General features: G+C 71.2%; 16 protein-coding genes. 4 read left to right on the top strand and 12 right to left on the bottom strand.

Features of this window, described 5'->3' with window-relative positions; genetic code table 11:
* Positions 1-25: 25 nt before the first annotated feature.
* Positions 26-1837 carry a 5'-nucleotidase C-terminal domain-containing protein gene (locus tag AB0C66_RS09695; RefSeq protein ID WP_362435100.1) on the top strand — a complete coding sequence of 604 codons (1812 nt, stop codon included), beginning with the start codon at positions 26-28 and terminating at the stop codon, positions 1835-1837.
* Positions 1838-1924: 87 nt separating this feature from the next.
* On the opposite strand, the gene AB0C66_RS09690 is transcribed toward AB0C66_RS09695, so the two are convergent.
* From AB0C66_RS09690 to AB0C66_RS09675, 4 genes are all read right to left on the bottom strand, one after another.
* On the bottom strand, positions 1925-3400 hold the full coding sequence (locus AB0C66_RS09690) for a SidA/IucD/PvdA family monooxygenase (RefSeq protein WP_362435098.1): 1476 nt from the start codon (positions 3398-3400) through the stop codon (positions 1925-1927).
* Positions 3397-4824 (bottom strand): pyridoxal-dependent decarboxylase, encoded by a 1428-nt coding sequence (locus AB0C66_RS09685; protein WP_362435096.1) that lies wholly within the window; start codon positions 4822-4824, stop codon positions 3397-3399. Before AB0C66_RS09685 ends, AB0C66_RS09690 begins: the two co-directional genes overlap by 4 nt.
* A 157-nt stretch (positions 4825-4981) precedes the next feature.
* Positions 4982-7552, bottom strand: coding sequence for an aminopeptidase N (gene pepN / locus AB0C66_RS09680; RefSeq protein ID WP_362435094.1), 2571 nt, complete (start codon positions 7550-7552; stop codon positions 4982-4984).
* 128 nt (positions 7553-7680) lie between these two features.
* On the bottom strand, positions 7681-8094 hold the full coding sequence (locus tag AB0C66_RS09675) for a chorismate mutase (protein ID WP_362435092.1): 414 nt from the start codon (positions 8092-8094) through the stop codon (positions 7681-7683).
* A 362-nt stretch (positions 8095-8456) separates the two neighbouring features.
* Here AB0C66_RS09675 and AB0C66_RS09670 point away from each other — a divergent pair, with 362 nt between their 5' ends.
* On the top strand, positions 8457-8834 hold the full coding sequence (locus AB0C66_RS09670) for a VOC family protein (RefSeq protein ID WP_362435089.1): 378 nt from the start codon (positions 8457-8459) through the stop codon (positions 8832-8834).
* 91 nt (positions 8835-8925) lie between these two features.
* On the opposite strand, the gene AB0C66_RS09665 is transcribed toward AB0C66_RS09670, so the two are convergent.
* Positions 8926-9723 carry a serine protease gene (locus tag AB0C66_RS09665; protein ID WP_362435087.1) on the bottom strand — a complete coding sequence of 266 codons (798 nt, stop codon included), beginning with the start codon at positions 9721-9723 and terminating at the stop codon, positions 8926-8928.
* A 241-nt stretch (positions 9724-9964) separates the two neighbouring features.
* On the opposite strand from AB0C66_RS09665, the gene AB0C66_RS09660 reads away from it, so the two are divergent.
* Entirely contained in the window at positions 9965-10885 is a 921-nt protein-coding gene (locus tag AB0C66_RS09660) for a hypothetical protein (protein WP_362435085.1), read from the top strand.
* Between the two features lie 61 nt (positions 10886-10946).
* Entirely contained in the window at positions 10947-11429 is a 483-nt protein-coding gene (locus tag AB0C66_RS09655; RefSeq protein ID WP_362435083.1) for a PPOX class F420-dependent oxidoreductase, read from the top strand.
* Between the two features lie 132 nt (positions 11430-11561).
* On the opposite strand, the gene AB0C66_RS09650 is transcribed toward AB0C66_RS09655, so the two are convergent.
* From AB0C66_RS09650 to trpB, 7 genes are all read right to left on the bottom strand, one after another.
* Positions 11562-13022: a glutamate synthase subunit beta gene (locus tag AB0C66_RS09650; protein WP_362435080.1), complete on the bottom strand. Its 1461-nt coding sequence runs from the start codon at positions 13020-13022 to the stop codon at positions 11562-11564.
* Positions 13015-17565 (bottom strand): glutamate synthase large subunit, encoded by a 4551-nt coding sequence (gltB, locus tag AB0C66_RS09645; protein WP_362435631.1) that lies wholly within the window; start codon positions 17563-17565, stop codon positions 13015-13017. Before gltB ends, AB0C66_RS09650 begins: the two co-directional genes overlap by 8 nt.
* A 298-nt stretch (positions 17566-17863) precedes the next feature.
* Positions 17864-18595: a VIT1/CCC1 transporter family protein gene (locus AB0C66_RS09640; RefSeq protein WP_362435078.1), complete on the bottom strand. Its 732-nt coding sequence runs from the start codon at positions 18593-18595 to the stop codon at positions 17864-17866.
* 167 nt (positions 18596-18762) lie between these two features.
* Positions 18763-19764: a prolipoprotein diacylglyceryl transferase gene (gene lgt / locus AB0C66_RS09635; RefSeq protein WP_362435076.1), complete on the bottom strand. Its 1002-nt coding sequence runs from the start codon at positions 19762-19764 to the stop codon at positions 18763-18765.
* 71 nt (positions 19765-19835) lie between these two features.
* On the bottom strand, positions 19836-20630 hold the full coding sequence (locus tag AB0C66_RS09630) for a thioredoxin domain-containing protein (RefSeq protein ID WP_362435074.1): 795 nt from the start codon (positions 20628-20630) through the stop codon (positions 19836-19838).
* A gap of 57 nt (positions 20631-20687) precedes the next feature.
* The gene (gene trpA / locus AB0C66_RS09625; RefSeq protein WP_362435072.1) at positions 20688-21503 is read right to left on the bottom strand and encodes a tryptophan synthase subunit alpha; all 816 of its coding nucleotides are present in this window, start codon (positions 21501-21503) and stop codon (positions 20688-20690) included.
* Positions 21503-22738 (bottom strand): tryptophan synthase subunit beta, encoded by a 1236-nt coding sequence (gene trpB / locus AB0C66_RS09620; protein WP_362435069.1) that lies wholly within the window; start codon positions 22736-22738, stop codon positions 21503-21505. Before trpB ends, trpA begins: the two co-directional genes overlap by 1 nt.
* Positions 22739-22906 lie beyond the last annotated feature (168 nt).

The raw sequence follows: 22906 nt of genomic DNA, 5'->3' as shown, positions 1-22906 counted from the left end.
CACCAACCGCACCAGGGGAGACACCATGCCGCTCAACCGCAGAACGTTCCTCGGCCGCTCGGCCGCGACAAGCGCCGGAGTGGCGCTGGCCGGGGGCATGGCCGCCGCTCCGGCCGAGGCGGACGACCGGGAGGGCGGGAAGGGCGGCGGACGTACCAGGCGGTACGCCTTCACCGTCATGGGCACCACCGATCTGCACGGCAACGTCTTCAACTGGGACTACTTCACCGACGCCGAGTTCGATGACACCGCCCACAACGACGTCGGGCTGGCGAAGATCTCCACACTGGTGGAGCAGGTGCGCGAGGAGAAGGGGCGGCGCCACACCCTGCTGATCGACGCCGGTGACACCATCCAGGGCACCCAGCTGTCGTACTACTACGCCAAGGTGGACCCGATCACCGGTGCGGGCGGCCCGGTGCACCCCATGGCCCAGGCCATGAACGCCATCGGCTATGACGCGGCGGCGCTGGGCAACCACGAGTTCAACTACGGCATCCCGGTGCTGCGGAAGTTCGAGGAGCAGTGCGACTTCCCGCTGCTGGGCGCCAACGCGCTCGACGCGAAGACGCTGCGGCCCGCGTTCCCGCCGTACTGGATGACCCGGCTGCGCACCCCCTGCGGGCGTCAGGTGAAGGTGGCGGTGCTGGGGCTGACCAACCCGGGCATCGCCATCTGGGACAAGGCCAATGTCCAGGGCAAGATGACCTTCCCGGGGCTGGAGGAGCAGGCGGCGAAGTGGGTGCCGCGGCTGCGTTCGATGGGCGCGGACGTGGTGATCGTCTCGGCGCATTCGGGCACCAGCGGCACGTCCAGCTACGGCGACCAGGTGCCGTACGTGGAGAACGCGGCGGCGCTGGTGGCGGAGCAGGTACCGGGGATCGACGCGATCCTGGTCGGCCACGCCCATGTGGAGGTCCCCGAGTCCCGGGTGGTGAACAAGGAGACCGGCCGTGAGGTGGTGCTCTCCGAGCCGCTCAAGTGGGGCCAGCGGCTGACCGTGTTCGACTTCGAGCTGGAGTGGGCCCGGGGCCGCTGGCGGGTGGAGTCGGTGTCGGCGAAGGTGCTGAACTCGGCCACCGCCGAGGAGGATCCGCGGATCGTCACGCTGCTCGGCGATGAGCACAAGAAGGTCGTCGGCTATGTGAACCAGGTGATCGGCAGCTCCACGGCGGCGATGGCGGCCACCGAGGCGCCGTACAAGGACGCCCCGATCATCGACTTCATCAACCATGTGCAGACCGAGACGGTGAAGAAGGCGCTGGAGGGGACCGAGCACGCCGCGCTGCCGGTGCTCTCGCAGGCGTCCTGCTTCTCGCGGACGGCGTCGGTGCCCGCGGGCAAGGTCACCATCCGGCAGGTGGCCGGGCTCTACCCGTTCGAGAACACCCTGGAGGCCCGGGTGCTGACGGGCGCCCAGCTGAAGGATTACCTGGAGTTCTCGGCGCGCTACTACGTACGGACCCCGGCCGGTGGTGACGTGGACCCGGCGAAGCTGACCAACGCGGACAACACCCCGGACTACAACTACGACGTGGTCGGCGGGGTGAGCTACGAGATCGACATCGCCAAGGCGCCGGGTTCCCGGATCGCGAAGCTGACCTTCGACGGCAAGCCGGTGGCCGACGACGCCCGGTTCGTGCTGGCCGTGAACAACTACCGCGCCAGCGGCGGCGGCAACTTCCCGCATGTGGCCAAGGCCAAGCAGGTGTGGGCCAACTCGGACGAGATCCGGAACACCATCATCGCGTGGGTGAAGGCCCAGGGGACGATCGATGTGGCGCGGTTCGCCTCGGTGGACTGGAAGCTCACCCGCGAGGGCGCCCCGGTGTTCTGAGCGGTTCTCCGAGCGCGGGGCGTATGACCGATGACCTCGCCGCCGCCCCGGGTAGCGATGGCGGAGGGGGCGGCGGCGAGGGCGGGGTCAGGTCCGCGTAGGGGTCAACCGGTCGCGCTGGTCCGGGAGTTGGGGACGTCCGACGACCGGGCAGCCGGGGCCCGAGGGCTGGAGCCCGAAGCTGGTGAAGGCGGTGCGGGACGGCAGGGGGTAGGCGGGCTCCGCCGTCATCGAGTTGAGGATGACGGCGGAGCGCCACGCCGCGAGCCCCAGATCGGGGGTGCCCACACCATGGCTGTGGCGCTCGGCGTTCTGCACATAGACCGAGCCCTTGATCATCGGATCGAGGACCAGCCGATGCTGGGCGTCGACACGGGGGCGTTCGGAGGAGTCCCGGCGGAGATACGGGTCGAGGGCGGCGAGCAGGGTGTCCACCCGGCGCTCGCGGTAGCCGGTGGCGAGGACGACGGCCTCGGTGGTGTGCCGGGCCCGGGTGCCCTGCTGGGCGTGTTCCAGGTGGAGTTCGAGGCGGGCGGCGGCGATCCGGCCCGCGGTGCGGACGGTGACGCCGGGGGTGAGCACGGCGCCGGGCCAGCCGCCGGTGAGCTGGGCGCGGCGGTAGAGCTCCTGGTGGATGGCGTCGATGGTCTCGTGGGCGATGCCCTTGTACAGCTGCCACTGACGGGGCAGGAGCTGGTCCCGTACGGGCTCGGGGAGACCGTGGAAGTAGCGGGTGTAGTCGGGGCTGAACTGCTCGAGCCCCAGCTTGCTGTATTCCATGGGGGTGAACGCGGGGGTACGGGCCAGCCAGTGGAGGCCCTCGGCGCCCAGCGGGCGGTGGCGCAGCAGGTCGAGGAAGACCTCGGCGCCGGACTGGCCGGAACCGATGACGGTCACCTGGCCGGTGGCCAGCAGCCGTTCGCGGTGCTCGAGGTAGTCGGCGGCGTGCAGCACCGGCACGTTGGGGGCCTCGGCGAGCGGCCGCAGGGGTTCGGGGACATACGGCTCGGTGCCCACGCCGAGGACGACGTTACGGGCGTGGGTGCGGCCGAGGGCTTCGGCCTCGCCGTCGGTGCCGATGCGGGTGAAGTCGATTTCGAAGAGGCCGTGGCCGTGGTCCCAGCGCACGGCGTCGACCTGGTGGCCGAAGTGGAGGCCGGGGAGCCGCTCGCTGACCCAGCGGCAGTAGGCGTCGTACTCGGAGCGCTCGATGTGGAAGCGCTCGGCGATGTAGAAGGGGAACAGCCGCTCCTGGGCCTTGAGATAGCTGAGGAAGCTCCAGGGGCTCGCGGGGTCGGCGAGGGTGACCAGGTCGGCGAGGAAGGGCACCTGGATGGTGGCGCCGTCGATGAGCAGGCCGGGGTGCCACTGGAAGGCGGGGCGCTGGTCGTAGAAGGCGGTGCGCAGTCCGGGGACGCGGTCGGCGAGGGCGGCGAGGGAGAGGTTGAACGGGCCGATGCCGACACCGGCGAGGTCCAGGGGCTCATCGAGGGGGGAAGCGGCCGCGGACCGCGGACCGGGCACGGGGGCGGGGGTGCCGGTGGGGGGTGGTGCGCTGCTCATGGGGTGCTGTCGCCTTCCACGAGTTCGAGCAGCCCGCGCAGATCGGCGGGCTGGGTGTGCGGATTGAGGACGGTGGCCTTGAGCCAGAGCCCGTCGGCGGTGGTGGCGCGGCCGAGGACGGCGCGGCCTTCGGTGAGGAGGCGGCGGCGCAGTGCGGCCACGGTGGCGGGTCCCGCTCCGGTGGGGCGGAAGAGGACGGTGCTGATGGTGGGGCGCGCGTGGAGTTCGAGGCGGGGGTGGGCCTCGATGAGGTCCGCGAGCTGGTGGGCCGCGGCGCAGACACGGTCGACGAGGTCGCCGAGGCCGCGGCGGCCGAGGGCGCGCAGGGTGACCGCGACCTTGAGGATGTCGGGGCGGCGGGTGGTGCGCAGGGAGCGGCCGAGGAGGTCCGGGATGCCGGACTCGGTGTCGTCGTCGGCGTTGAGATAGTCGGCGCGGTGGTCCAGGGGGGCCAGCGCCGGTGCGTCGGGGACGGCGAGCAGTCCGGCGGCGACCGGCTGCCAGCCGAGCTTATGGAGGTCGAGGGTGACGGTACGGGCGCGGTCCAGCCCGGTCAGCCGGTGCCGGTGGGTGTCGCTGAACAGCAGCGGCCCGCCGTAGGCGGCGTCGATATGGAGGGCGGCGCCCTGGTGGTCGCAGAGGTCGGCGACGGCCGGGAGGGGGTCGATGGCGCCGGTGCCGGTGGTGCCCGCGGTGGCGACGACCAGCACCGGGCCGGGGTGGCCGGTCAGCTTGGTGAGGGCGTCGCGCAGCCGGGCCGGGTCGAGCACTCCGGCGGGGGTGGGGAGGGTGAGCGGGGCGGGCAGCCCGAGCAGCCAGGCGCCGCGGTGGACGCTGTGGTGGGCGTTGGCCCCGCAGACGATCCGGAGGGCGGCGGACGGGCCGGACGGGACGGCGGTGCGGGCGGCCTCGCGGGCCAGCAGCAGGGCGAGTTGGTTGGCCTCGGTGCCGCCGGTGGTGACGAGCGCGTCGGGCGCGGGGCCGCGGGGGTGGACCAGCGCGGCCAGGGCACGGCAGGTGAGCGTCTCCAGTTCGGAGGCGGCGGGGGCCTGGTCCCAGGAGTCGAGGGACGGATTGAGCGCGGAGACCGCGAGGTCGGCGGCGGCCGCGACGGCCAGCGGCGGGCAGTGCAGATGGGCGGCGCAGCGGGGGTCGGCCGGGTCGGCGGCGCCCGCGGCGAAGGCGCGCACCAGGGTGCGCAGGGCGAGCGGCGCGCCCTCGCCGACGTCGGGGATGAGCGGTTCGGCGACGGCACGGACGCGCCGCGCCACGGCGCCGGGGCCGCCGGCGGGCAGCGGTCCGGAGCGGTCGGCGGCGCCGTGGGCCAGCGCGTCCAGGACGGTGTCGACCATGGGCCGGAGCGCGTCCGGGCCGCGGCCGCCGCCCGCGAGCAGACGGGCGGTCCCGGTGGCGGGCACAGACATGGGTGTGCGCCTCGTCTCGAAGTAGGGGAGGCGAAAGCTGCCTCAACGTACTTCGTGCGCAAGCGGTTCGGCCGGTGGGGCCATGAAGTCCACTCGTACGTGGGACGGCGCCGCGCGGCCCCTTGCCGCCGCCCGCCGGGGCGGCCCGCGGCGCGTCTCAGGCCTCGCTCCCCCGCTCCTCCTTCCGCCGGACGCGCAGGGCACGGCGCAGATCGTCGAGTTGGTCGGCGAGCCGCCGGTGCAGTGCGGGCAGCAGGTCGTCGCGGCGCAGCCACTCCTCCCCCAGCTCCAGGGTCCGGCTGTCCACGGTGGTGGGGAAGCCGTAGCGGGCGACGGCGTCGGCGATGGCGGGGCCGCGGCGGGCGGCCACCTCGGCGGCGGCCGGGAAGTAGCGGGGGAGGTAGTCGGCGAGCAGATCGTGGTGCTCGGGCTGCCAGAATCCGGTGGCGGTGGCGGTGACCAGGTGGTTCGACAGTTCATCGGCCCCGGTGCCGAACAGGGCGTCCCAGGCGGCCCGTTTGGCCTCCGGGTCGGGCAGGGCGGCGCGACAGCGGGCGGCGCCCTCGTGACCGGTGGCGCTGGAGTCACGGGCGAGTTCGGCCTCGATCCCGGCCGGGCCGATGGCGCCGAGGACGGCCAGCCGTCCCAGGATCTGCCAGCGCAGTTCGGGGTCGAGGAGCGGGCCGCCGGGGACGGTGTCGCCGTCGAGCCAGTCGCTGAGCCCGGCCGGGGCGGTGGCGCTGTCGATGAAGGTGCGGACGGCGGCGAGCCGCAGTCCGGGGCCGGAGTTGTCCTCGGTGCGGCGCAGCAGATCGCGGCAGGTGGCGTTGAGGGTGGCCAGGGCGGCGGGGCGGCGGCAGGCGGGGAGGTAGCGGTCGGCGACCTGGGTGCGGGCGAAGGCCAGCACACCCTGGACGATCGCGATGTCGGTCTCGTGCGGGAGGTGGGCGCGGACGGCGTCGAGATAGTCGGTGGGCGGCAGTTCGCCGTCGCGCACCATATCGCGGGCGGCGTTCCAGACGACGGCGCGGCTGACGGCCTCGGGGAGCCCGGACAGCGACCGGACGACGGCCTTCCAGGAGCCGGGGTCGAGCCGGACCTTGGCATAGCTGAGGTCGCCGTCGTTGAGCAGCAGCAGATCGGGCCGGGGCCCGGTGAAGGTGAGGGTGAGGGCCGGTTCGGTGCCGGTGAGCTCGGCCTCGACGCGCTGGCGCAGCACCAGCTGGTGGGCGGCTGCGGGCTCATGGTCGTACAGCCCGATGGCGATGCGGTGCGGGCGGGGTGTGGGGACGGGGCCGTCACCTCCGCCGTCATGGCGGATCTCGGCGGTCCAGCGGTCGCCCTGGGTGGTGACGACGGGGGTGAGGGTGTCGACCCCGGTGGTGCGCAGCCAGCGGTCGGCCCAGCCGGGGACATCGCGGTCGGAGCCATGGGCCAGGGAGTCGATGAAGTCGGCGAGGGTGGCGTTGCCGAAGCGGTGGCGGGCGAAGTGCCGGTTGATTCCGGCGAGGAAGTCCTTCTCGCCGAGCCAGGTGACCAGCTGGCGCAGGGCGGAGGCGCCCTTGGCGTAGGAGATGCCGTCGAAGTTGAGGAGGGCGGCGGCGGTGTCGGGCACCTGCTCGGGCGCGGGGGCGACGGGGTGGGTGGAGGGGCGCTGGTCGGCGTCGTAGCCCCAGTTCTTGCGGCGGACGCCGAAGTCGGCCCAGATGTCGGTGTGGCGGGTGGTCTCGGTGAGCACCTGGTAGCCCATGTACTCGGCGAAGGACTCGTTCAGCCAGAGGTCGTCCCACCAGGTCATGGTGACAAGGTCGCCGAACCACATATGGGCCATCTCATGGGCGATGACCATGGCGCGGGTCTGCCGCTCGGCGTCGGTGACGGCGGAGCGGTAGATGAACTCGTCGCGGAAGGTGACCAGCCCGGGGTTCTCCATGGCACCGGCGTTGAACTCGGGGACGAACGCCTGGTCGTAGGAGTCGAACGGATAGGGCTCCTCGAAGAGCTCGTGGTAGCGGTCGAAGCAGCGCCGGGTGATGTCGAAGAGCTCCTCGGCGTCGTCCTCGAGGTGGGGCGCGAGGGAGCGGCGGACGTGCAGTCCGAACGGCAGTCCGGCGTGCTCGGTGCGCACCGAGTGGTACGGCCCGGCGGCCAGGGCGACCAGGTAGGTGCTGATGGGCGGGGTGGAAGCGAGCTCCCAGCGCCCTTCGGCGGGGTCGCCGACACGGGTGGCGATGCCGTTGCCCAGGACGGTCCATTCGGACGGCGCGGTGACGCGGACGTCGAAGACGGCCTTGAGGTCGGGCTGGTCGAAGGCGGTGAAGACGGCGCCCGCGTCCGTCGAGCAGCACATGGTGTAGAGGTAGGTCTCACCGTCGGCGGGGTCGGTGAAGCGGTGCATGCCCTCGCCGGTGCGGGAGTAGCGCATATCCGTCTCGACGCGCAGCTCGTGCGCGCCCTCGGCGAGGGCGGTGAGCGGGAGCCGTCCGTCGGCGAGGGGCGCGGCGACGGCGGCGAGGTCGAGCTCGTCGCCGTCGAGGACGGCGCGGTGCACCACGGCCGGATCGAGTTCGACGAAGGTGTCCGCGCCGGCCTCGCGCGCGCTGAAGCGGATGGTGGTGGTCGAGCCGAAGAGTTCATCACCGCGGGTGAGATCGAGGTCGATCGTGTAGCGGTGAACCTCGATGAGGCGGGCTCGGATCTGCGCTTCCTCGCGCGTCAGTACGGACATGGGGACATGCTGCCCTACGTCCCTCGGGCGGCACACGGGTGGGAAGCGGTTACGGGGTGCGGGCGGGGGGCGGGGGCGCCGCCGGAGTGCGCCCGCCGGGGCGGCGGGAGCGGTCCGGGCGCCGGGGCTCAGGACCGTGCGATGGTCTCGTGGTGCCGGATGACCTCGGCGATGATGAAGTTGAGCAGTTTCTCGGCGAAGGCCGGGTCGAGTTTGGCGCTCTCCGCGAGCTGGCGCAGCCGGGCGATCTGACGGGCCTCACGGCCGGGGTCGGCCGGGGGCAGCCGGTGGGCGGCCTTGAGGTGGCCGACCTGCTGGGTGCATTTGAAGCGCTCGGCGAGCATATGGACCACGGCCGCGTCGATGTTGTCGATGCTGTCGCGCAGCCGGGCCAGTTCGGCGAGGACGGAGTCGTCGAGGTCCCGGGCGGCTGTGCCGGGGGCGGCCGCGGTGGGGGTTCCGGTTCCGCCGGGGGCGTGGTCCGTACCGGGGGCGCCGCCGCGGTCGGGCTCGTCGGCGCGGTGGGTCTCGCTGTGCGTCATGACCCCCGACCCTATGCCAGGGCGTCGCGGGACCGCCCCGACCCCGGTGGGGGGTTGAGAAGGGGGCGGGGCGGTCCGGACCGGAGGGGCCGCCCCCGGCGCGGCTCCTCCACCGTGGAGGAGCGATCCGCCCCGGAGGAGGTTCCATTTCTTGCCGGACTTTCACGTCCCGGCACCGGACTTTTCGGTCTGTGACCGGGATTTGTCGGCCCTGATCCGCCTGATCCGCGCTGATCCGCCTGATCCGCACTGGTCCGACCTGATCGGGGCTTTCCCGGTCCATGCCGGAATGTTCCGGTGCGGCTCCGGAACGCCGCGGTCCGACGCTGCCCCCGGGGGCTGGGGACACTTAGGGTCGGCACATGATCGCGACGCTTCAGTGCACCGTCATCGACTGTCCGGACCCCGCCGCGCTGGCCGCCTTCTACGGCCGGATCCTCGGCTGGCGGCTGGACGACAGCGACCCCGAATGGGCGACGCTCACCTCCGCGGACGGCCGGCGGCTGGCCTTCCAGCTGGCCCCGGACCACCGGCCGCCGCGCTGGCCGGACCCGGCCCACCCGCAACAGGTCCATCTGGACTTCGACGTGGACACCCGTGCGGACGCGGAGCGGGCCCAGCGGGAGGTGATCGAGCTGGGGGCGGTGTTCCTGCACGACAGCGGGGGCGAGCGGTCGGGGTTCCCGGTCTTCAGCGATCCGGCCGGGCACCCCTTCTGCATCTGTTACGGCCAGGACTGACACCACCGCCGCGGGCCGGGGGCGGGGCGCGGGGACAGTAGGGAACCGGGGCCGGCCGCGGCGGCCGGCCCCGGTCCGGGGTGGGTGGGGATCAGCCGCCGAGCTGGTCCGCGCCCGCCTTGATGTCCTTGGCGAAGGTGCTCACCTCGGTGTAGACGCCGGGCTTGCCGGGCCGTGCGCAGCCCTCGCCCCAGCTGACGATGCCGACCTGGATCCACTGGTCGCTGTCGTCCTTGCGGAACATCGGGCCGCCGGAGTCGCCCTGGCAGGTGTCGACGCCGCCGGTGTCCATCTTGCCGGCGCAGATCTCCTCACCGGGGACGAGCTCGCCGTAGGCGCCCTGGCAGGTGGCGTCGTCCACGAACGGAACGCTGGCCTTGAGCAGATAGCGCTGCTGGCCGCCGCCCTCCTGGGCGGCGCCCCAGCCGGCGACGGTGAAGTCGCCGTTGTTGTAGGCGTCGGTCTCGGCGATCTTCAGGGTGGGCTGGTCGATCGGCTGGGCCAGCTTGATGAGGGCCCAGTCCTTGCCCTGGCCGTTGTAGCCGGGGGCCTGGAGGACCTCGGTGGACTTCACCTTGGTGGCGGCGGAGTCCTGGAGGTCGACGACGCCCGCGGTGGCGGTGATGGAGGTGTTGGGGCCGCTGCCGTCGACGCAGTGGGCGGCGGTCAGCACGATGTCGTTGGTGTAGAGGGCACCCCCACAGCCCATGGACAGCCGGACCATGAAGGGGAATTCACCCTGCGCGGCGGGGGTGCCGCCGACGACGGTGGGGCCGGGCTCGGGGCCGCTCGGCAGGGCCGTCGCCGTACCGGGGGTGAGGCTGAAGGCGGCGAGGGCGACCGCGCCGAGGGCCGTGGCTCTCTTGAGGTGCTTCAGGTGGTTGCGCAACGGATTTCCTCTCGTGGGGGGTTGGTGCGCCAGTGTCAGGCTCATGCCAATCCGGAAATCGGAAACGCCCGCCGAAGCCCAGTGGGGTGAGCCCGCGAAACACATTGCAATTATGTGGAGCGGGTGAACCGTGTGACAAGGGTCGCGTTCCGGCCAGCGCGGCCTACCGGCCAGTGTGAAATACGTCCGTAACGTGGAATTCTGACACGGTCTCGGCTAAACACGGACTCGGGGTGACGGCGTGGCGGCACCGGGCAGTGACATCAAGCACGGATTTCCCCATCTGGAGACCGTCCGGGCCTCGATCACCGCCCTCTACCGGCGGCTGTCCCGGGACTCGGTGGAGCGGTTCGGCCTCAGTGTGGCCCCCGGCGATGTGGCCTTCTCCGACCAGGACGATCTCTGTCTCGGGGTGCAGCGGGTCGCCCGGGTGATGGTGCACCACCTGATGCTTCCCGACGCCCGCATGATCGTGAGTTTCCGCGAGATGGAACACGCCGGCAATGTGGATCTGACCGCCGGTCCGGAGTACTTCATCGAGCTCAACTCACGTTTCAAGGACCACCGGCGGGACATCGGCGCGGCGCTGGCCCACGAGGTGACCCATGTGTATCTGCACCGTCTGGATCTCTCCTTTCCCGGCAGCCGGGACAACGAAATCCTCACCGACACCACCGCCGCCTATCTCGGCACCGGCTGGCTGCTGCTGGACGCCTACCGCCAGGACCGGCTCACCAGCCAGAAACTCGGCTATCTCACCCCGGAGGAATTCGGCTACGTACTGGCCAAACGGGCGATGCTCTTCGACGAGGACCCCCGGCCCTGGTTCACCAGCCCGCAGGCGTACGAGGCGTATACGAAGGGGCTCGAGCTGGCGGAGCTGGACGGGCGGCAGCCGCCGCTGGCCGCGGCCGGATGGACGGGCCGCCGCCGCTACGCCCGGGACCGCCGGTCGGCCCGCTCCCTGGCCGAGGCCGGATCCCGGGCCGGGGCCCCGTTCGAACCGCCGCCCACCGGCGGTGACTACTCCTTCGAGGGGGGCAGTCCGCTGAATGTCTCCTTCCCCTGTCCGACCTGCCGTCAGCGGATCCGCGTACCGGTGCGCGGACGGGTCCGGGCCCGCTGTGGACTGTGCCGTACGGTCCTGGAGTGCGACACCTGACGTAGCCGCCTCGTCGGAATCCTCCCGACCGCGGCCGACCCCGCGTCGTACGCTCGGCGGTATGAGCCCCTCCATCGCCACCAACACCGCTGTCGGCATCGATGAGCTGCTGGAGTTCGTACGCCCGCGCCACCGCGCCCTCCTGATGACCCGCCGGTCCGACGGATCGCCTCAGGCATCCCCGCTGACGTGCGGTGTCGACGACTCCGGACGGATCGTCATGTCCACCTATCCCGAACGCGCCAAGGTCCGCAACGCCCGCCGTGAACCGGCGGTCAGCCTGGTGGTGCTCTCCGACGAGTGGAACGGCCCGTGGGTCCAGATCGACGGCACCGCCGAGGTGATCGATACGCCCGACTCCGTCGAGCCGCTGGTCGAGTACTACCGCAATATCGCCGGGGACCACCCCGACTGGGACGAGTACCGCTCCGCCATGCGCAAGCAGGGCAAATCCCTGATCCGCGTCACCCCCACCCGCTGGGGCCCGGTCGCCACCGGCGGCTTCCCCGCGCGTCTGGTGGAGGACGAGCAGCAGCAGGGGTGAGGGGCGGCCGGTCCCCGAAACCGCATACGAACGCCACGCGGCGCCCGCCCCGGTCGGGTAAAGGGGGGAGGGCGCCGCGCGGCCGGTTCCGTACGCCGTTGTACGGACGGAGACCTGGAGTGTTCGGGGGACTCAGACCATGAGGGACCGGTCGGTGGGACGGATCGGGGCGGGCAGGGCGCTGGTCCCCGCCAGGTAGCGGTCGACCCCGCGGGCGGCGGAGCGGCCCTCGGCGATGGCCCAGACGATCAGCGACTGGCCGCGGCCCGCGTCACCGGCCACGAAGACCCCGTCCACATTGGTGGCGAAGTCGGCGTCGCGCGCCACATTGCCGCGCTCGTCCAGCTCCAGGCCGAACTGCTCGACCAGACCGTTCTCCCGGTCGGTGCCGGTGAAGCCCATGGCCAGGGTGACCAGCTGGGCGGGGATCTTCCGCTCGGTGCCGGGCTGCTGCTCCAGCTTGCCGTCCTTGAACTCCACCTCGATCAGATGCAGCCACTGGACGTTGCCGTCCTCGTCGCCCTCGAAGTGGGTGGTGGAGACGGAGTAGACCCGCTCACCGCCCTCCTCATGGGCCGAGGTGACCTTGTACAGCATCGGGAAGGTGGGCCACGGCTGGCCGGGGCTCCGCTCCTCGCCCGGCTTGGGCATGATCTCCAGCTGGGTGACGGAGGCGGCGCCCTGGCGGTGGGCGGTGCCCACACAGTCCGCGCCGGTGTCACCGCCGCCGATCACCACCACATGCTTGCCCTCGGCGCTGATCGGGGACGTGGTGAGGTCGCCCTCCTGCACCTTGTTGGACAGCGGCAGGTATTCCATCGCCTGGTGGATACCGGTCAGCTCCCGGCCGGGCACCGGTAGGTCGCGGGCCGTGGTGGCACCCGCCGCGATGACCACCGCGTCATAGCGGCGGCGCAGCTTGGCCGCGTCGATGTCACGGCCGATCTCCACCTCGGTACGGAACTTGGTGCCCTCCGCGCGCATCTGCTCGATACGCCGGTTGATGTGGCGCTTCTCCATCTTGAACTCGGGGATGCCGTAGCGCAGCAGTCCGCCGATCCGGTCGGCGCGCTCGTACACCGCGACCGTGTGGCCCGCCCGGGTCAGCTGCTGGGCGGCGGCCAGACCCGCCGGGCCCGAGCCGATCACGGCGACGGTCTTGCCGCTCAGCCGCTCCGGCGGCTGCGGGGTGACATCGCCGGTGTCCCACGCCTTGTCGATGATGGTGACCTCGACGTTCTTGATGGTCACCGCCGGCTGGTTGATACCGAGGACACACGCCGACTCACACGGGGCCGGGCACAGCCGCCCGGTGAACTCCGGGAAGTTGTTGGTGGCGTGCAGCCGCTCGCTGGCCTCCCGCCAGTCCTCGCGGTAGGCGTACTCGTTCCACTCGGGGATGAGGTTCCCCAGCGGACAGCCGTTGTGACAGAACGGGATACCGCAGTCCATACAGCGCCCGGCCTGCTTGCTGATGATCGGCAGCAGGGAGCCGGGAACGTAGACCTCGTTCCAGTCCTTGACGCGCTCGCCCACCGGACGGGTCTCGGCGACCTCGCGGTCCGTGGTCAGGAAGCCCTTGGGGTCAGCCATTGGTCGCCGCCTCCATCATCTTCTCGGTGGTCTCGGACTCGGAGAGCCCGGCTCGCTCGGCGGCGTCCTTGGCGGCGAGCACGGCCTGGTAGGTAGCGGGGATGATCTTGCTGAACCGGGTGAGGGCGGCGTCCCAGTCCTCGAGCAGCGCGCCCGCGACGGTGGAGCCGGTCTCCTCCTGGTGGCGTCGCACCGCGTCGTGCAGCCACCGCTTGTCGGTGTCGTCCAGCTCGCCCACGGCGTCGACGAGCTCGCCGTTGACGTTGTCCGGGTCGAGGTCGATGACGTACGCGATACCACCGGACATACCGGCCGCGAAGTTACGCCCGGTCGGGCCGAGGACGACCGCCCGGCCACCGGTCATGTACTCACAGCCGTGGTCGCCCACGCCCTCGGAGACCACGGTGGCACCGGAGTTGCGGACGCAGAACCGCTCGCCCACCCGGCCGCGCAGATACATCTCACCGCCGGTCGCACCATAGGCGAGGGTGTTGCCCGCGATGGTGGAGAACTCGGCGAGGTGATCGGCGCCGCGGTCCGGGCGGACCACCACCCGGCCACCGGAGAGCCCCTTGCCCACATAGTCGTTGGCGTCGCCCTCCAGCCGCAGGGTGACCCCTCGCGGTGCGAACGCGCCGAAGGACTGACCGGCCGAACCGGTGAAGGTGATGTCGATGGTGTCGTCGGGCAGCCCGGCGCCGCCGAACTTCCGCGTCACCTCATGGCCCAGCATGGTGCCGACGGTCCGGTTGATGTTGCGGATCGCGACCTGGGCGCGGACCGGCTGGGCCGCCTCGGCGGTCTCGGCGTTCAGCGCGTCGGCCGCCAGCTTGATCAGCTCATTGTCCAGCGCCTTGGCCAGCCCGTGGTCCTGTGCGACCGCCTGGTGGCGGACGGCGCCCTCGGGCAGCTCCGGCACATACAGCAGCGGGGCCAGGTCCAGGCCCTGGGCCTTCCAGTGCTGGACGGCGCGGGCGGTGTCCAGCAGCTCGGCGTGGCCGATGGCCTCGTCGAGGGTGCGGAAGCCCAGCTCGGCCAGGATTTCGCGGACCTCCTCGGCGATGAACTCGAAGAAGTTGACCACGAACTCGGCCTTGCCGTTGTAGCGCTCGCGCAGCACCGGGTTCTGGGTGGCGATGCCGACCGGGCAGGTGTCCAGGTGGCAGACGCGCATCATCACACAGCCGGAGACCACCAGCGGGGCGGTGGCGAAGCCGAACTCCTCGGCGCCCAGCAGCGCGGCGATGACCACGTCACGGCCGGTCTTCAGCTGACCGTCGGTCTGCACCACGATCCGGTCGCGCAACCCGTTGAGCAGCAGGGTCTGCTGGGTCTCGGCGAGCCCCAGCTCCCAGGGGCCGCCCGCGTGCTTCAGCGAGGTCAGCGGGGAGGCGCCGGTACCGCCGTCGTGGCCGGAGATGAGCACCACATCGGCATGGGCCTTGGAGACGCCCGCGGCCACGGTGCCCACCCCCACCTCGGAGACCAGCTTGACGTGAATACGCGCCTGGGGGTTGGCGTTCTTCAGGTCGTGGATCAGCTGGGCGAGGTCCTCGATGGAGTAGATGTCGTGGTGCGGCGGCGGGGAGATCAGGCCGACACCCGGGGTGGAGTGCCGGGTCTTGGCCACCCACGGGTAGACCTTGTGACCGGGCAGCTGACCGCCCTCGCCGGGCTTGGCGCCCTGCGCCATCTTGATCTGGATGTCATCGGAGTTGACCAGGTACTCGCTGGTCACACCGAAGCGGCCGGAGGCGACCTGCTTGATGGAGGAACGGCGGGCCGGGTCGTGCAGCCGCTCGGAGTCCTCGCCGCCCTCACCGGTGTTGGACTTGCCGCCCAGCTGGTTCATGGCGATGGCGAGGGTCTCGTGCGCCTCCTGGGAGATGGAGCCGTACGACATGGCGCCGGTGGAGAACCGCTTGACGATCTCGCTGACCGGCTCGACGTCCTCGATCGGGATCGAGGGCCGCTCCCCCTTGAAGGAGAACAGACCGCGCAGCGTCATCAGCCGCTCGGACTGCTCGTTCACCCGCTCGGTGTACTTCTTGAAGATGTCGTAGCGGCGGCCGCGGGTGGAGTGCTGGAGCCGGAAGACGGTCTCCGGGTCGAACAGGTGCGGCTCGCCCTCACGGCGCCACTGGTACTCGCCGCCGATGTCCAGCGCCCGGTGGGCGGAGGGGATCCCGGAGGCCGGGTACGCCTTGGTGTGGCGGGCGGCGACCTCCTTGGCCACCACGTCCAGACCGGCGCCGCCGATCTTGGTGGCGGTGCCGTGGAAGTAGGTGTCCACGAAGGACTCGTCCAGACCGACGGCCTCGAAGACCTGGGCGCCGCGGTAGGAGGCGACGGTGGAGATGCCCATCTTGGACATCACCTTCAGCACACCCTTCCCGAGCGCCTTGATCAGGTTGCGGATGGCGGTCTCGGCCTCCACGCCGGGCAGGAAGGTGCCCGCGCGGACCAGGTCCTCGACCGACTCCATCGCCAGGTACGGGTTGACCGCCGCGGCGCCGTAGCCGATCAGCAGCGCCACATGGTGCACCTCGCGGACATCGCCCGCCTCGACCAGCAGCCCCACCCGGGTGCGCTGCTTGGTCCCGATCAGATGGTGGTGGACGGCGGAGGTGAGCAGCAGCGAGGGGATCGGCGCGTGCTCGGCGTCGGAGTGGCGGTCGGAGAGGACGATCAGCCGGGCGCCGTCCTCGATGGCGGCGTCGGCCTCGGCGCAGATCTCCTCCAGCCGGGCGGCGAGCGCCTGACCGCCACCGCCGACCCGGTACAGACCGGAGAGAGTCGCCGCCTTCAGCCCGGGCATATCGCCGTCGGCGTTGATGTGGATGAGCTTGGCCAGCTCATCGTTGTCGATCACCGGGAAGGGCAGGGTGACACTGCGGCAGGAGGCCGAGGTGGGCTCCAGCAGATTGCCCTGCGGACCCAGCGAGGAGATCAGCGAGGTGACCAGCTCCTCGCGGATCGCGTCCAGCGGCGGGTTGGTGACCTGCGCGAACAGCTGGGTGAAGTAGTCGAAGAGCAGCCGCGGCCGCTCGGAGAGCGCGGCGATCGGCGAGTCGGTGCCCATCGAACCGATCGGCTCGGCACCGGCCTTGGCCATCGGCGCGAGCAGGACGCGCAGCTCCTCCTCGGTGTAGCCGAAGGTCTGCTGACGGCGGGTGACCGAGGCGTGGGTGTGCACGATGTGCTCACGCTCGGGCAGGTCGGCCAGGTCGATCAGACCGGCCTCCAGCCAGTCGCCGTACGGCTGCTCGGCGGCGAGCTGGGCCTTGACCTCGTCGTCCTCGATGATCCGGTGCTCGACGGTGTCCACCAGGAACATCCGGCCCGGCTGGAGGCGGCCCTTGCGGACCACCCGGGACGGGTCGATGTCCAGCACGCCGACCTCGGAGGAGAGCACCACCAGGCCGTCGTCGGTGACCCAGTAGCGCCCCGGCCGCAGACCGTTGCGGTCCAGCACGGCGCCGACCTGGGTGCCGTCGGTGAAGGTGACACAGGCCGGGCCGTCCCAGGGCTCCATCATCGTGGAGTGGTACTGGTAGAAGGCGCGCCGGGCGGGGTCCATGGAGGGGTGGTTCTCCCACGCCTCCGGGACCATCATCAGCACGCTGTGCGGCAGCGAACGGCCGCCGAGGTGCAGCAGCTCCAGCACCTCGTCGAAGGTCGCGGAGTCGGAGGCGTCCGGGGTGCAGACCGGGAAGATCCGGTCCAGCTCCCGCTCCCCGAACAGCTCGCTCATCAGCTGGGACTCGCGGGCCCGCATCCAGTTGCGGTTGCCCTGGACGGTGTTGATCTCACCGTTGTGGGCGACGAACCGGTAGGGGTGGGCCAGCGGCCAGCTCGGGAAGGTGTTGGTGGAGAACCGCGAGTGGACCAGTGCGATGGCCGTGGCGAAGCGGCGGTCGGACAGGTCCGGGAAGAACGGCTCCAGCTGCCCGGTGGTCAGCATGCCCTTGTAGACGAGCGTGCGGGAGGACAGCGAGGGGAAGTACGTCCCGGCCTCGCGCTCGGCGCGCTTGCGCAGCACGAACGCCTTGCGGTCCAGGGCCACCCCGGTGCTGACGCCGTCGGTGACGAAGAGCTGGGAGAAGGCGGGCATGGTGGTGCGCGCGCCGTTGCCCAGCAGATCGGGGGCGACCGGCACCTCACGCCAGCCGAGGACGGTCAGCTCTTCCTCGGCGGCGATCCGCTCGATCTGTTCCGCGGCCGCGGCGCCCTCGGCCGCTCCCTCCGGGAGGAAGGCGATACCCACCGCGTAGGCACCGGCCTCCGGAAGCTCGAAGCCGGTGACGCTCTCCCGCAGGAAGGCGTCCGGGACCTGCACGAGAATGCCCGCGCCATCGCCCGAGTCGGGCTCCGAACCGGTGGCTCCGCGGTGCTCGAGATTGCGGAGAACGGTGAGAGCCTGCTCCACGAGTTCATGGCTGGCCTCGCCGGTGAGGGTCGCCACGAAGCCGACGCCACAGGCGTCGTGCTCATTGCGCGGGTCGTACATTCCCTGGCGGGCGGGGTGGGATGCGGAACGCATCGGCTCTCCCGTCGTCGTCATGGCAGCTGAGTGTGCCGAGGGACGACTTTGGCCCTCCGCGAGAATTTCGTGCAGGTTACATGATGCGGTGATTCTCGGGAACTGGTCATTCCGTTTCATCATGCGGACACCCCTGCACGGGGTGATCAAGGCAATTGGGTACCTGGCGACGACCGTCACCTCGGTGGAGGCGGGCGACACTGCCCGCGCGTTACGGCTTTATGCCCGCTCGAAAAAGGTTCGAAACCGCTGAGTAACGGAATAGTGATGCGGAGGGCCGTATGGCCACGCCCCGGCGCTAGCCTACGGCGGTGCCGAAGAAGGTGCCCAGGGCGAAGGTCACACCGGCCGCCGCACCGCCCAGCGCCAGCTGCCGCAGCCCGCTGTACCACCAGCTCCGGGCGGTCACCCGGGCCACCACCGCACCACAGGCGAACAGCCCGATCAGCGCCAGCACCACCGCGGGCCACAGCGCGACCGCGCCCAGCAGATACGGCAGCACCGGCAGCAGCGCGCCCAGGGCGAACGAGCCGAACGACGACACCGCGGCGACCGTCGGCGACGGCAGATCGTCCGGGTCCACCCCCAGCTCCTCGCGGGCGTGGATCTCCAGCGCCTGCTCGGGGTCCTTGGACAGCTGCTCGGCCACCTCGCGGGCGAGCCGCGGCTCCACCCCGCGCGACACATACAGCGCGGCCAGCTCCTCCAGCTCGTCCACCGGGTGCTTGCGCAGCTCGCGCCGCTCCACCTCCAGCTCGGCCTGGACCAGCTCACGCTGGGAGGCGACCGAGGTGTACTCCCCCGCGGCCATCGAGAACGCACCGGCCGCGAGCCCGGCGAGCCCGGTGATCACGATGGTCTGGCGGTCCGCCGCACCGCCCGCGACACCGGTCATCAGCGCGAGGTTGGAGACCAGACCGTCCATCGCGCCGAAGACGGCGGGGCGCAGCCAGCCGCCGTTCACATCCCGGTGGGTGTGGTTGTCACGGTGGGCGATATGTGGTGACTCGGCGCTGTCGATGACGGACATCTGTGAAGTGCTCCCTTCGCGGAGGGCTCCCCGCCCTCACCCCAACGGTTCGAAGGTACGCGCGAATTCCCCTCTCCCGCCAGCAAGGAAGGCCGAACTTACCTCTCTGACCTGCGAAAACGCGAAAACCGCCGAACCCGATAGGTCCGGCGGCCTTCTGCGGGGCGCTACTTGGAGGGTTCCGCCTCCGCGGACACCGTGCTGTCGGTGTCCGCGGCGGTCCCGGCGTCCTTCGCGGTGTCGGGGCTCTTCGCGGTGTCGGTGCTCTTCGCGGTGTCGGGGCCCCCGGTGGCGTCCTCGCTCGTCGCGGAGGTGTCCGCGCCGACCGCCCCGTCCACGCTCTCCTCCACGGCCGCCGGCTCGACCACGGCCTCCCGGCCCGGAGCCTTCTTCGCGGAGATCACCATGTAGACGACCGCACCGAGGAAGACCACGATCGAGGTCCAGTTGTTGAGCCGCATCCCGAGCACATGGTGGGCGTCGTCCACCCGCAGGTACTCGATCCAGAAGCGGCCCACCGTGTAGCTGGCGACATAGAGGGCGAACGCCCTGCCGTGCCCCAGCTTGAAGCGCCGGTCCGCCCAGATCACCAGCAGCGCGACGCCGACGCACCACAGCGACTCGTACAGGAAGGTCGGGTGGTACGTACCGGCGACCCGGCCCGCGTCCGCGTCCGCGTCGATCTTCAGGCCCCAGGGCAGCGTGGTGGCCTTGCCGTAGAGCTCCTGGTTGAACCAGTTGCCCCAGCGGCCGATCGCCTGGGCCAAGGCGATCCCGGGCGCGATGGCGTCCGCGTAGGCCGGGAGCGGGATCCCCCGGCGGCGGCAGCCGATCCAGGCACCCACCGCACCGAGCGCGACGGCCCCCCAGATCCCGAGGCCGCCCTCCCAGATCTTGAACGCGTCGACCCAGTTCCGGCCGTCCGTGAAGTACAGCTCGTAGTCGGTGAGGACGTGGTACAGCCGTCCGCCGACCAGGCCGAAGGGCACCGCCCAGACGGCGATGTCGGCGACGGTGCCGACCCTGCCGCCCCGGGCGACCCAGCGCCGGCCACCGAGCCAGACCGCCACGAAGACACCGATGATGATGCAGAACGCATAGCCGCGCAGCGGGATCGGGCCGAGATAGATCACGCCGGAAGACGGGCTGGGAATGTAAGCGAGGTCCATGACAGGGTCGACGCTACCGTGCCGGGCGGCGAATACCACAACCCACCCGGCACAACGGCTGCATAACGGGCTCAGCCCCGGGCCGCCGCGGCGACCATCCGCTTGAGCTTGTTGGGGCTCAGCGGCTTGTTCGGGTCACCGTAGACCGACTTCCCGTTGAGCAGCACGGTCGGGGTCGAGGCGAAGCCCGAGCGGTTGAAGGTCTCACTGGACTTCTTCACCCAGCCGTCGTGGCGGCCGTCCTTCACACAGGAGCGGAAGGCGGGGGTGTCGAGCGCCGGGACCGTGCCCGCGAGCTTGATCAGCCGGTTCTTGCTGGCGTAGCTGTCGCGGGTCTCCTCCGGCTGATGCTTGTAGAGCACATCGTGGTACGCCCGGAACTTCCCGGCGTCCTGGGCGCAGGCGGCCGCGTTCGCCGCGTGCAGCGACCCGATACCGCCCATATTGCCGTCGATGATCGTCACCAGGTGGTACTGGACCTTCAGCCGCCCGGTGTCCTGCAACGCGTGCAGCGTGGGGCGGAACGCGTCCTCGAACTGCTTGCAGCCCGGACAGCGGAAGTCCTCGTAGACGGTCAGCGTCGAGGGTGCGGGCCGTCCCGGCTTCATGGACTTCCCGGTCTCGATCACCATCCGGCCCTTGCCGACCGCGCCCCGCGGCGGCTCCACCGAGCCGCCGGACTTGCCGGAGTCCTTGTTGGCCTTGGACGCGAACACGCCCACTCCGGCGGCCACCGCGAGCGCCACGACCACCGCCCCGACGGCACCCATCGTCCGCTTCCTCTTGTCGCGCGCCCTGTCCTTCTCGCGCTGTTCCCGCAGTCGCTCCCGGGCGCTGCGCTTTCCCTCACGGTTTTTCTGGCTCACGCCCACGCCTAACGAGGCGGAGGAGCACCGTCGGGCTCCTCCGCCCCGCGATTCCCTCTAACGAGCGACGCGAACGCCCTCGGCGAGCTCACCCGCCAGTTCGCGCACCGCCCGGAGCCCGGACGCCTCGTCCTCGGCGTCCAGCAGCCGCTTCACGAACGCCGAGCCCACGATGACCCCGTCCGCGAACGCCGCGACCTCGCCCGCCTGCTTCGCGTCGGAGACCCCGAGGCCCACGCAGACCGGCAGCCGGGTGGTGGCGCGGGTGCGCTCCACCAGCTCACGGGCCTCCTGTCCGACCGATTCCCGGGTGCCGGTGACACCCATCAGGGAGGCCGCGTAGACAAAGCCGCTGCCCGCCGCCGTGATCTTCGCCAGCCGCTCGTCCCGGCTGCTGGGCGCCACCACGAAGACGGTCGCCAGACCGTGCTGCTCGGCGGCCTTCCGCCACACCTCGGACTCCTCGACCGGCAGATCGGGCAGGATGCAGCCCGCTCCCCCGGCCTCGGCCAGATCGGCGGCGAACCGCTCGGGGCCGTAGCGGTCCACCGGGTTCCAGTACGTCATGCACAGGATCGGCGCACCGGTGGCCGTGTGCACCTCGCCGACGGTCCGGATGACATCGCGGATCTTCACCCCGCCGCGCAGCGCGATGTCGTCGGCGGTCTGGATCACCGGTCCGTCGAGCACCGGGTCGCTGTGCGGCAGCCCGACCTCGACCACATCGCAGCCGCCCTCGATCATGGCCGTCATGGCGGCCACTCCGCCGTCCACGGTGGGGAATCCGGCGGGCAGATAGCCGACCAGCGCGGCGCGCCCCTCGCTCCTGGCGTTCGCCAGGACCGACGACAGCAGCTCCAGATTTCCGGCCATCACTTCGCTCCCTCGTCGTACAGCCCGAAATACCGCGCCGCGGTGTCCATGTCCTTGTCACCGCGTCCGGAGAGGTTGACGACGATCAGGCCGCCCTCGCCCAGCTCCCGGCCGAGGTCCAGCGCCCCGGCCAGGGCGTGGGCGCTCTCGATCGCCGGGATGATGCCCTCGGTCTGCGACAGCAGCCGCAGCGCCCGCATCGCCTCGTCGTCGGTGACGGCCCGGTACTCGGCGCGGCCGACGTCCTTGAGATAGGCGTGCTCGGGGCCGACGCCGGGGTAGTCCAGACCGGCAGAGATCGAGTACGGCTCGGTGATCTGGCCGTCCTCGTCCTGGAGGACATAGGACCGGGAGCCGTGCAGGATGCCCGGCTCGCCCTGGCTCAGGGTCGCGGCGTGCTCCCCGCTGTCCACGCCGTGTCCGGCGGGCTCGAAGCCGACGATCCGCACGCTCTCGTCCGGCAGGAAGGCGTGGAACAGCCCGATCGCGTTGGATCCGCCGCCCACGCAGGCCGCCACGGCGTCGGGCAGCCGTCCGGCGCGCTCCAGGATCTGCCGCCGCGCCTCCACGCCGATCACCCGGTGGAAGTCGCGCACCAGGGCGGGGAAGGGATGCGGTCCGGCCACGGTGCCGAAGAGGTAGTGGGTGCGGTCCACATTGGCGACCCAGTCGCGGAACGCCTCGTTGATGGCGTCCTTCAGGGTCCGGCTGCCGGACTTCACCGCGATGACCTCGGCGCCCAGCATCCGCATCCGGGCCACGTTGAGGGCCTGCCGCTGCGTGTCCACCTCGCCCATGTAGATCGTGCACTCGAGCCCGAACAGGGCGCAGGCGGTCGCGGTGGCCACCCCGTGCTGTCCGGCCCCGGTCTCGGCGATGACCCGGGTCTTGCCCATCCGCTTGGTGAGCAGGGCCTGGCCCAGCACATTGTTGATCTTGTGCGAGCCGGTGTGGTTGAGGTCTTCCCGCTTGAGGAAGATCCGGGCGCCGCCCGCGTGCTCGGCGAACCGCCCCACCTCGGTCAGGGCGCTGGGCCGCCCCGTGTAGTTGACCAGCAGGTCTTCGAGTTCGGCGGCGAACGCCGGATCGGCCTTCGCCTTCTCGTACTCGGCGGCGACCTCGTCCACCGCGGCGACCAGCGCCTCGGGGATGAACTTGCCGCCGAAGGCGCCGAAATACCCCTCGGCGCTGGGGACCTGACCCTCGGGGTCCGGAATGAAGAAATCAGAGGACATTCGCTGTACTCCGCATGTCTCGATGGATGACGACCACAACGCGGGACGGGCACACCGCGGCCGGGGCGAGGCCGTAGGGCCGTCTGTCACCGGTCCGGAGGGCCGCGGAATCGACGGACCGCGGGGAGCGCTGGGGTCCCCGGGGTCCGGACGGTCTCACGGCCGCGG

This window comes from Streptomyces sp. NPDC048636, from assembly GCF_040650655.1.
Classification (GTDB): Bacteria; Actinomycetota; Actinomycetes; order Streptomycetales; family Streptomycetaceae; genus Streptomyces.
Note: the sequence above shows the minus strand (reverse complement) of the source record. Positions and strands in the feature narration are given on the sequence as shown.

Bases quoted from the DNA above. Each gene is read 5' to 3' on its own strand.
- AB0C66_RS09695 (WP_362435100.1), top strand. From the start codon at position 26: ATGCCGCTCAACCGCAGAACGTTCCTCGGCCGCTCGGCCGCGACAAGC.
- AB0C66_RS09690 (WP_362435098.1), bottom strand. From the start codon at position 3,400: ATGAGCAGCGCACCACCCCCCACCGGCACCCCCGCCCCCGTGCCCGGT.
- AB0C66_RS09685 (WP_362435096.1), bottom strand. From the start codon at position 4,824: ATGTCTGTGCCCGCCACCGGGACCGCCCGTCTGCTCGCGGGCGGCGGC.
- pepN (WP_362435094.1), bottom strand. From the start codon at position 7,552: ATGTCCGTACTGACGCGCGAGGAAGCGCAGATCCGAGCCCGCCTCATC.
- AB0C66_RS09675 (WP_362435092.1), bottom strand. From the start codon at position 8,094: ATGACGCACAGCGAGACCCACCGCGCCGACGAGCCCGACCGCGGCGGC.
- AB0C66_RS09670 (WP_362435089.1), top strand. From the start codon at position 8,457: ATGATCGCGACGCTTCAGTGCACCGTCATCGACTGTCCGGACCCCGCC.
- AB0C66_RS09655 (WP_362435083.1), top strand. From the start codon at position 10,947: ATGAGCCCCTCCATCGCCACCAACACCGCTGTCGGCATCGATGAGCTG.
- AB0C66_RS09650 (WP_362435080.1), bottom strand. From the start codon at position 13,022: ATGGCTGACCCCAAGGGCTTCCTGACCACGGACCGCGAGGTCGCCGAG.
- gltB (WP_362435631.1), bottom strand. From the start codon at position 17,565: ATGCGTTCCGCATCCCACCCCGCCCGCCAGGGAATGTACGACCCGCGC.
- AB0C66_RS09640 (WP_362435078.1), bottom strand. From the start codon at position 18,595: ATGTCCGTCATCGACAGCGCCGAGTCACCACATATCGCCCACCGTGAC.
- lgt (WP_362435076.1), bottom strand. From the start codon at position 19,764: ATGGACCTCGCTTACATTCCCAGCCCGTCTTCCGGCGTGATCTATCTC.
- trpA (WP_362435072.1), bottom strand. From the start codon at position 21,503: ATGGCCGGAAATCTGGAGCTGCTGTCGTCGGTCCTGGCGAACGCCAGG.
- trpB (WP_362435069.1), bottom strand. From the start codon at position 22,738: ATGTCCTCTGATTTCTTCATTCCGGACCCCGAGGGTCAGGTCCCCAGC.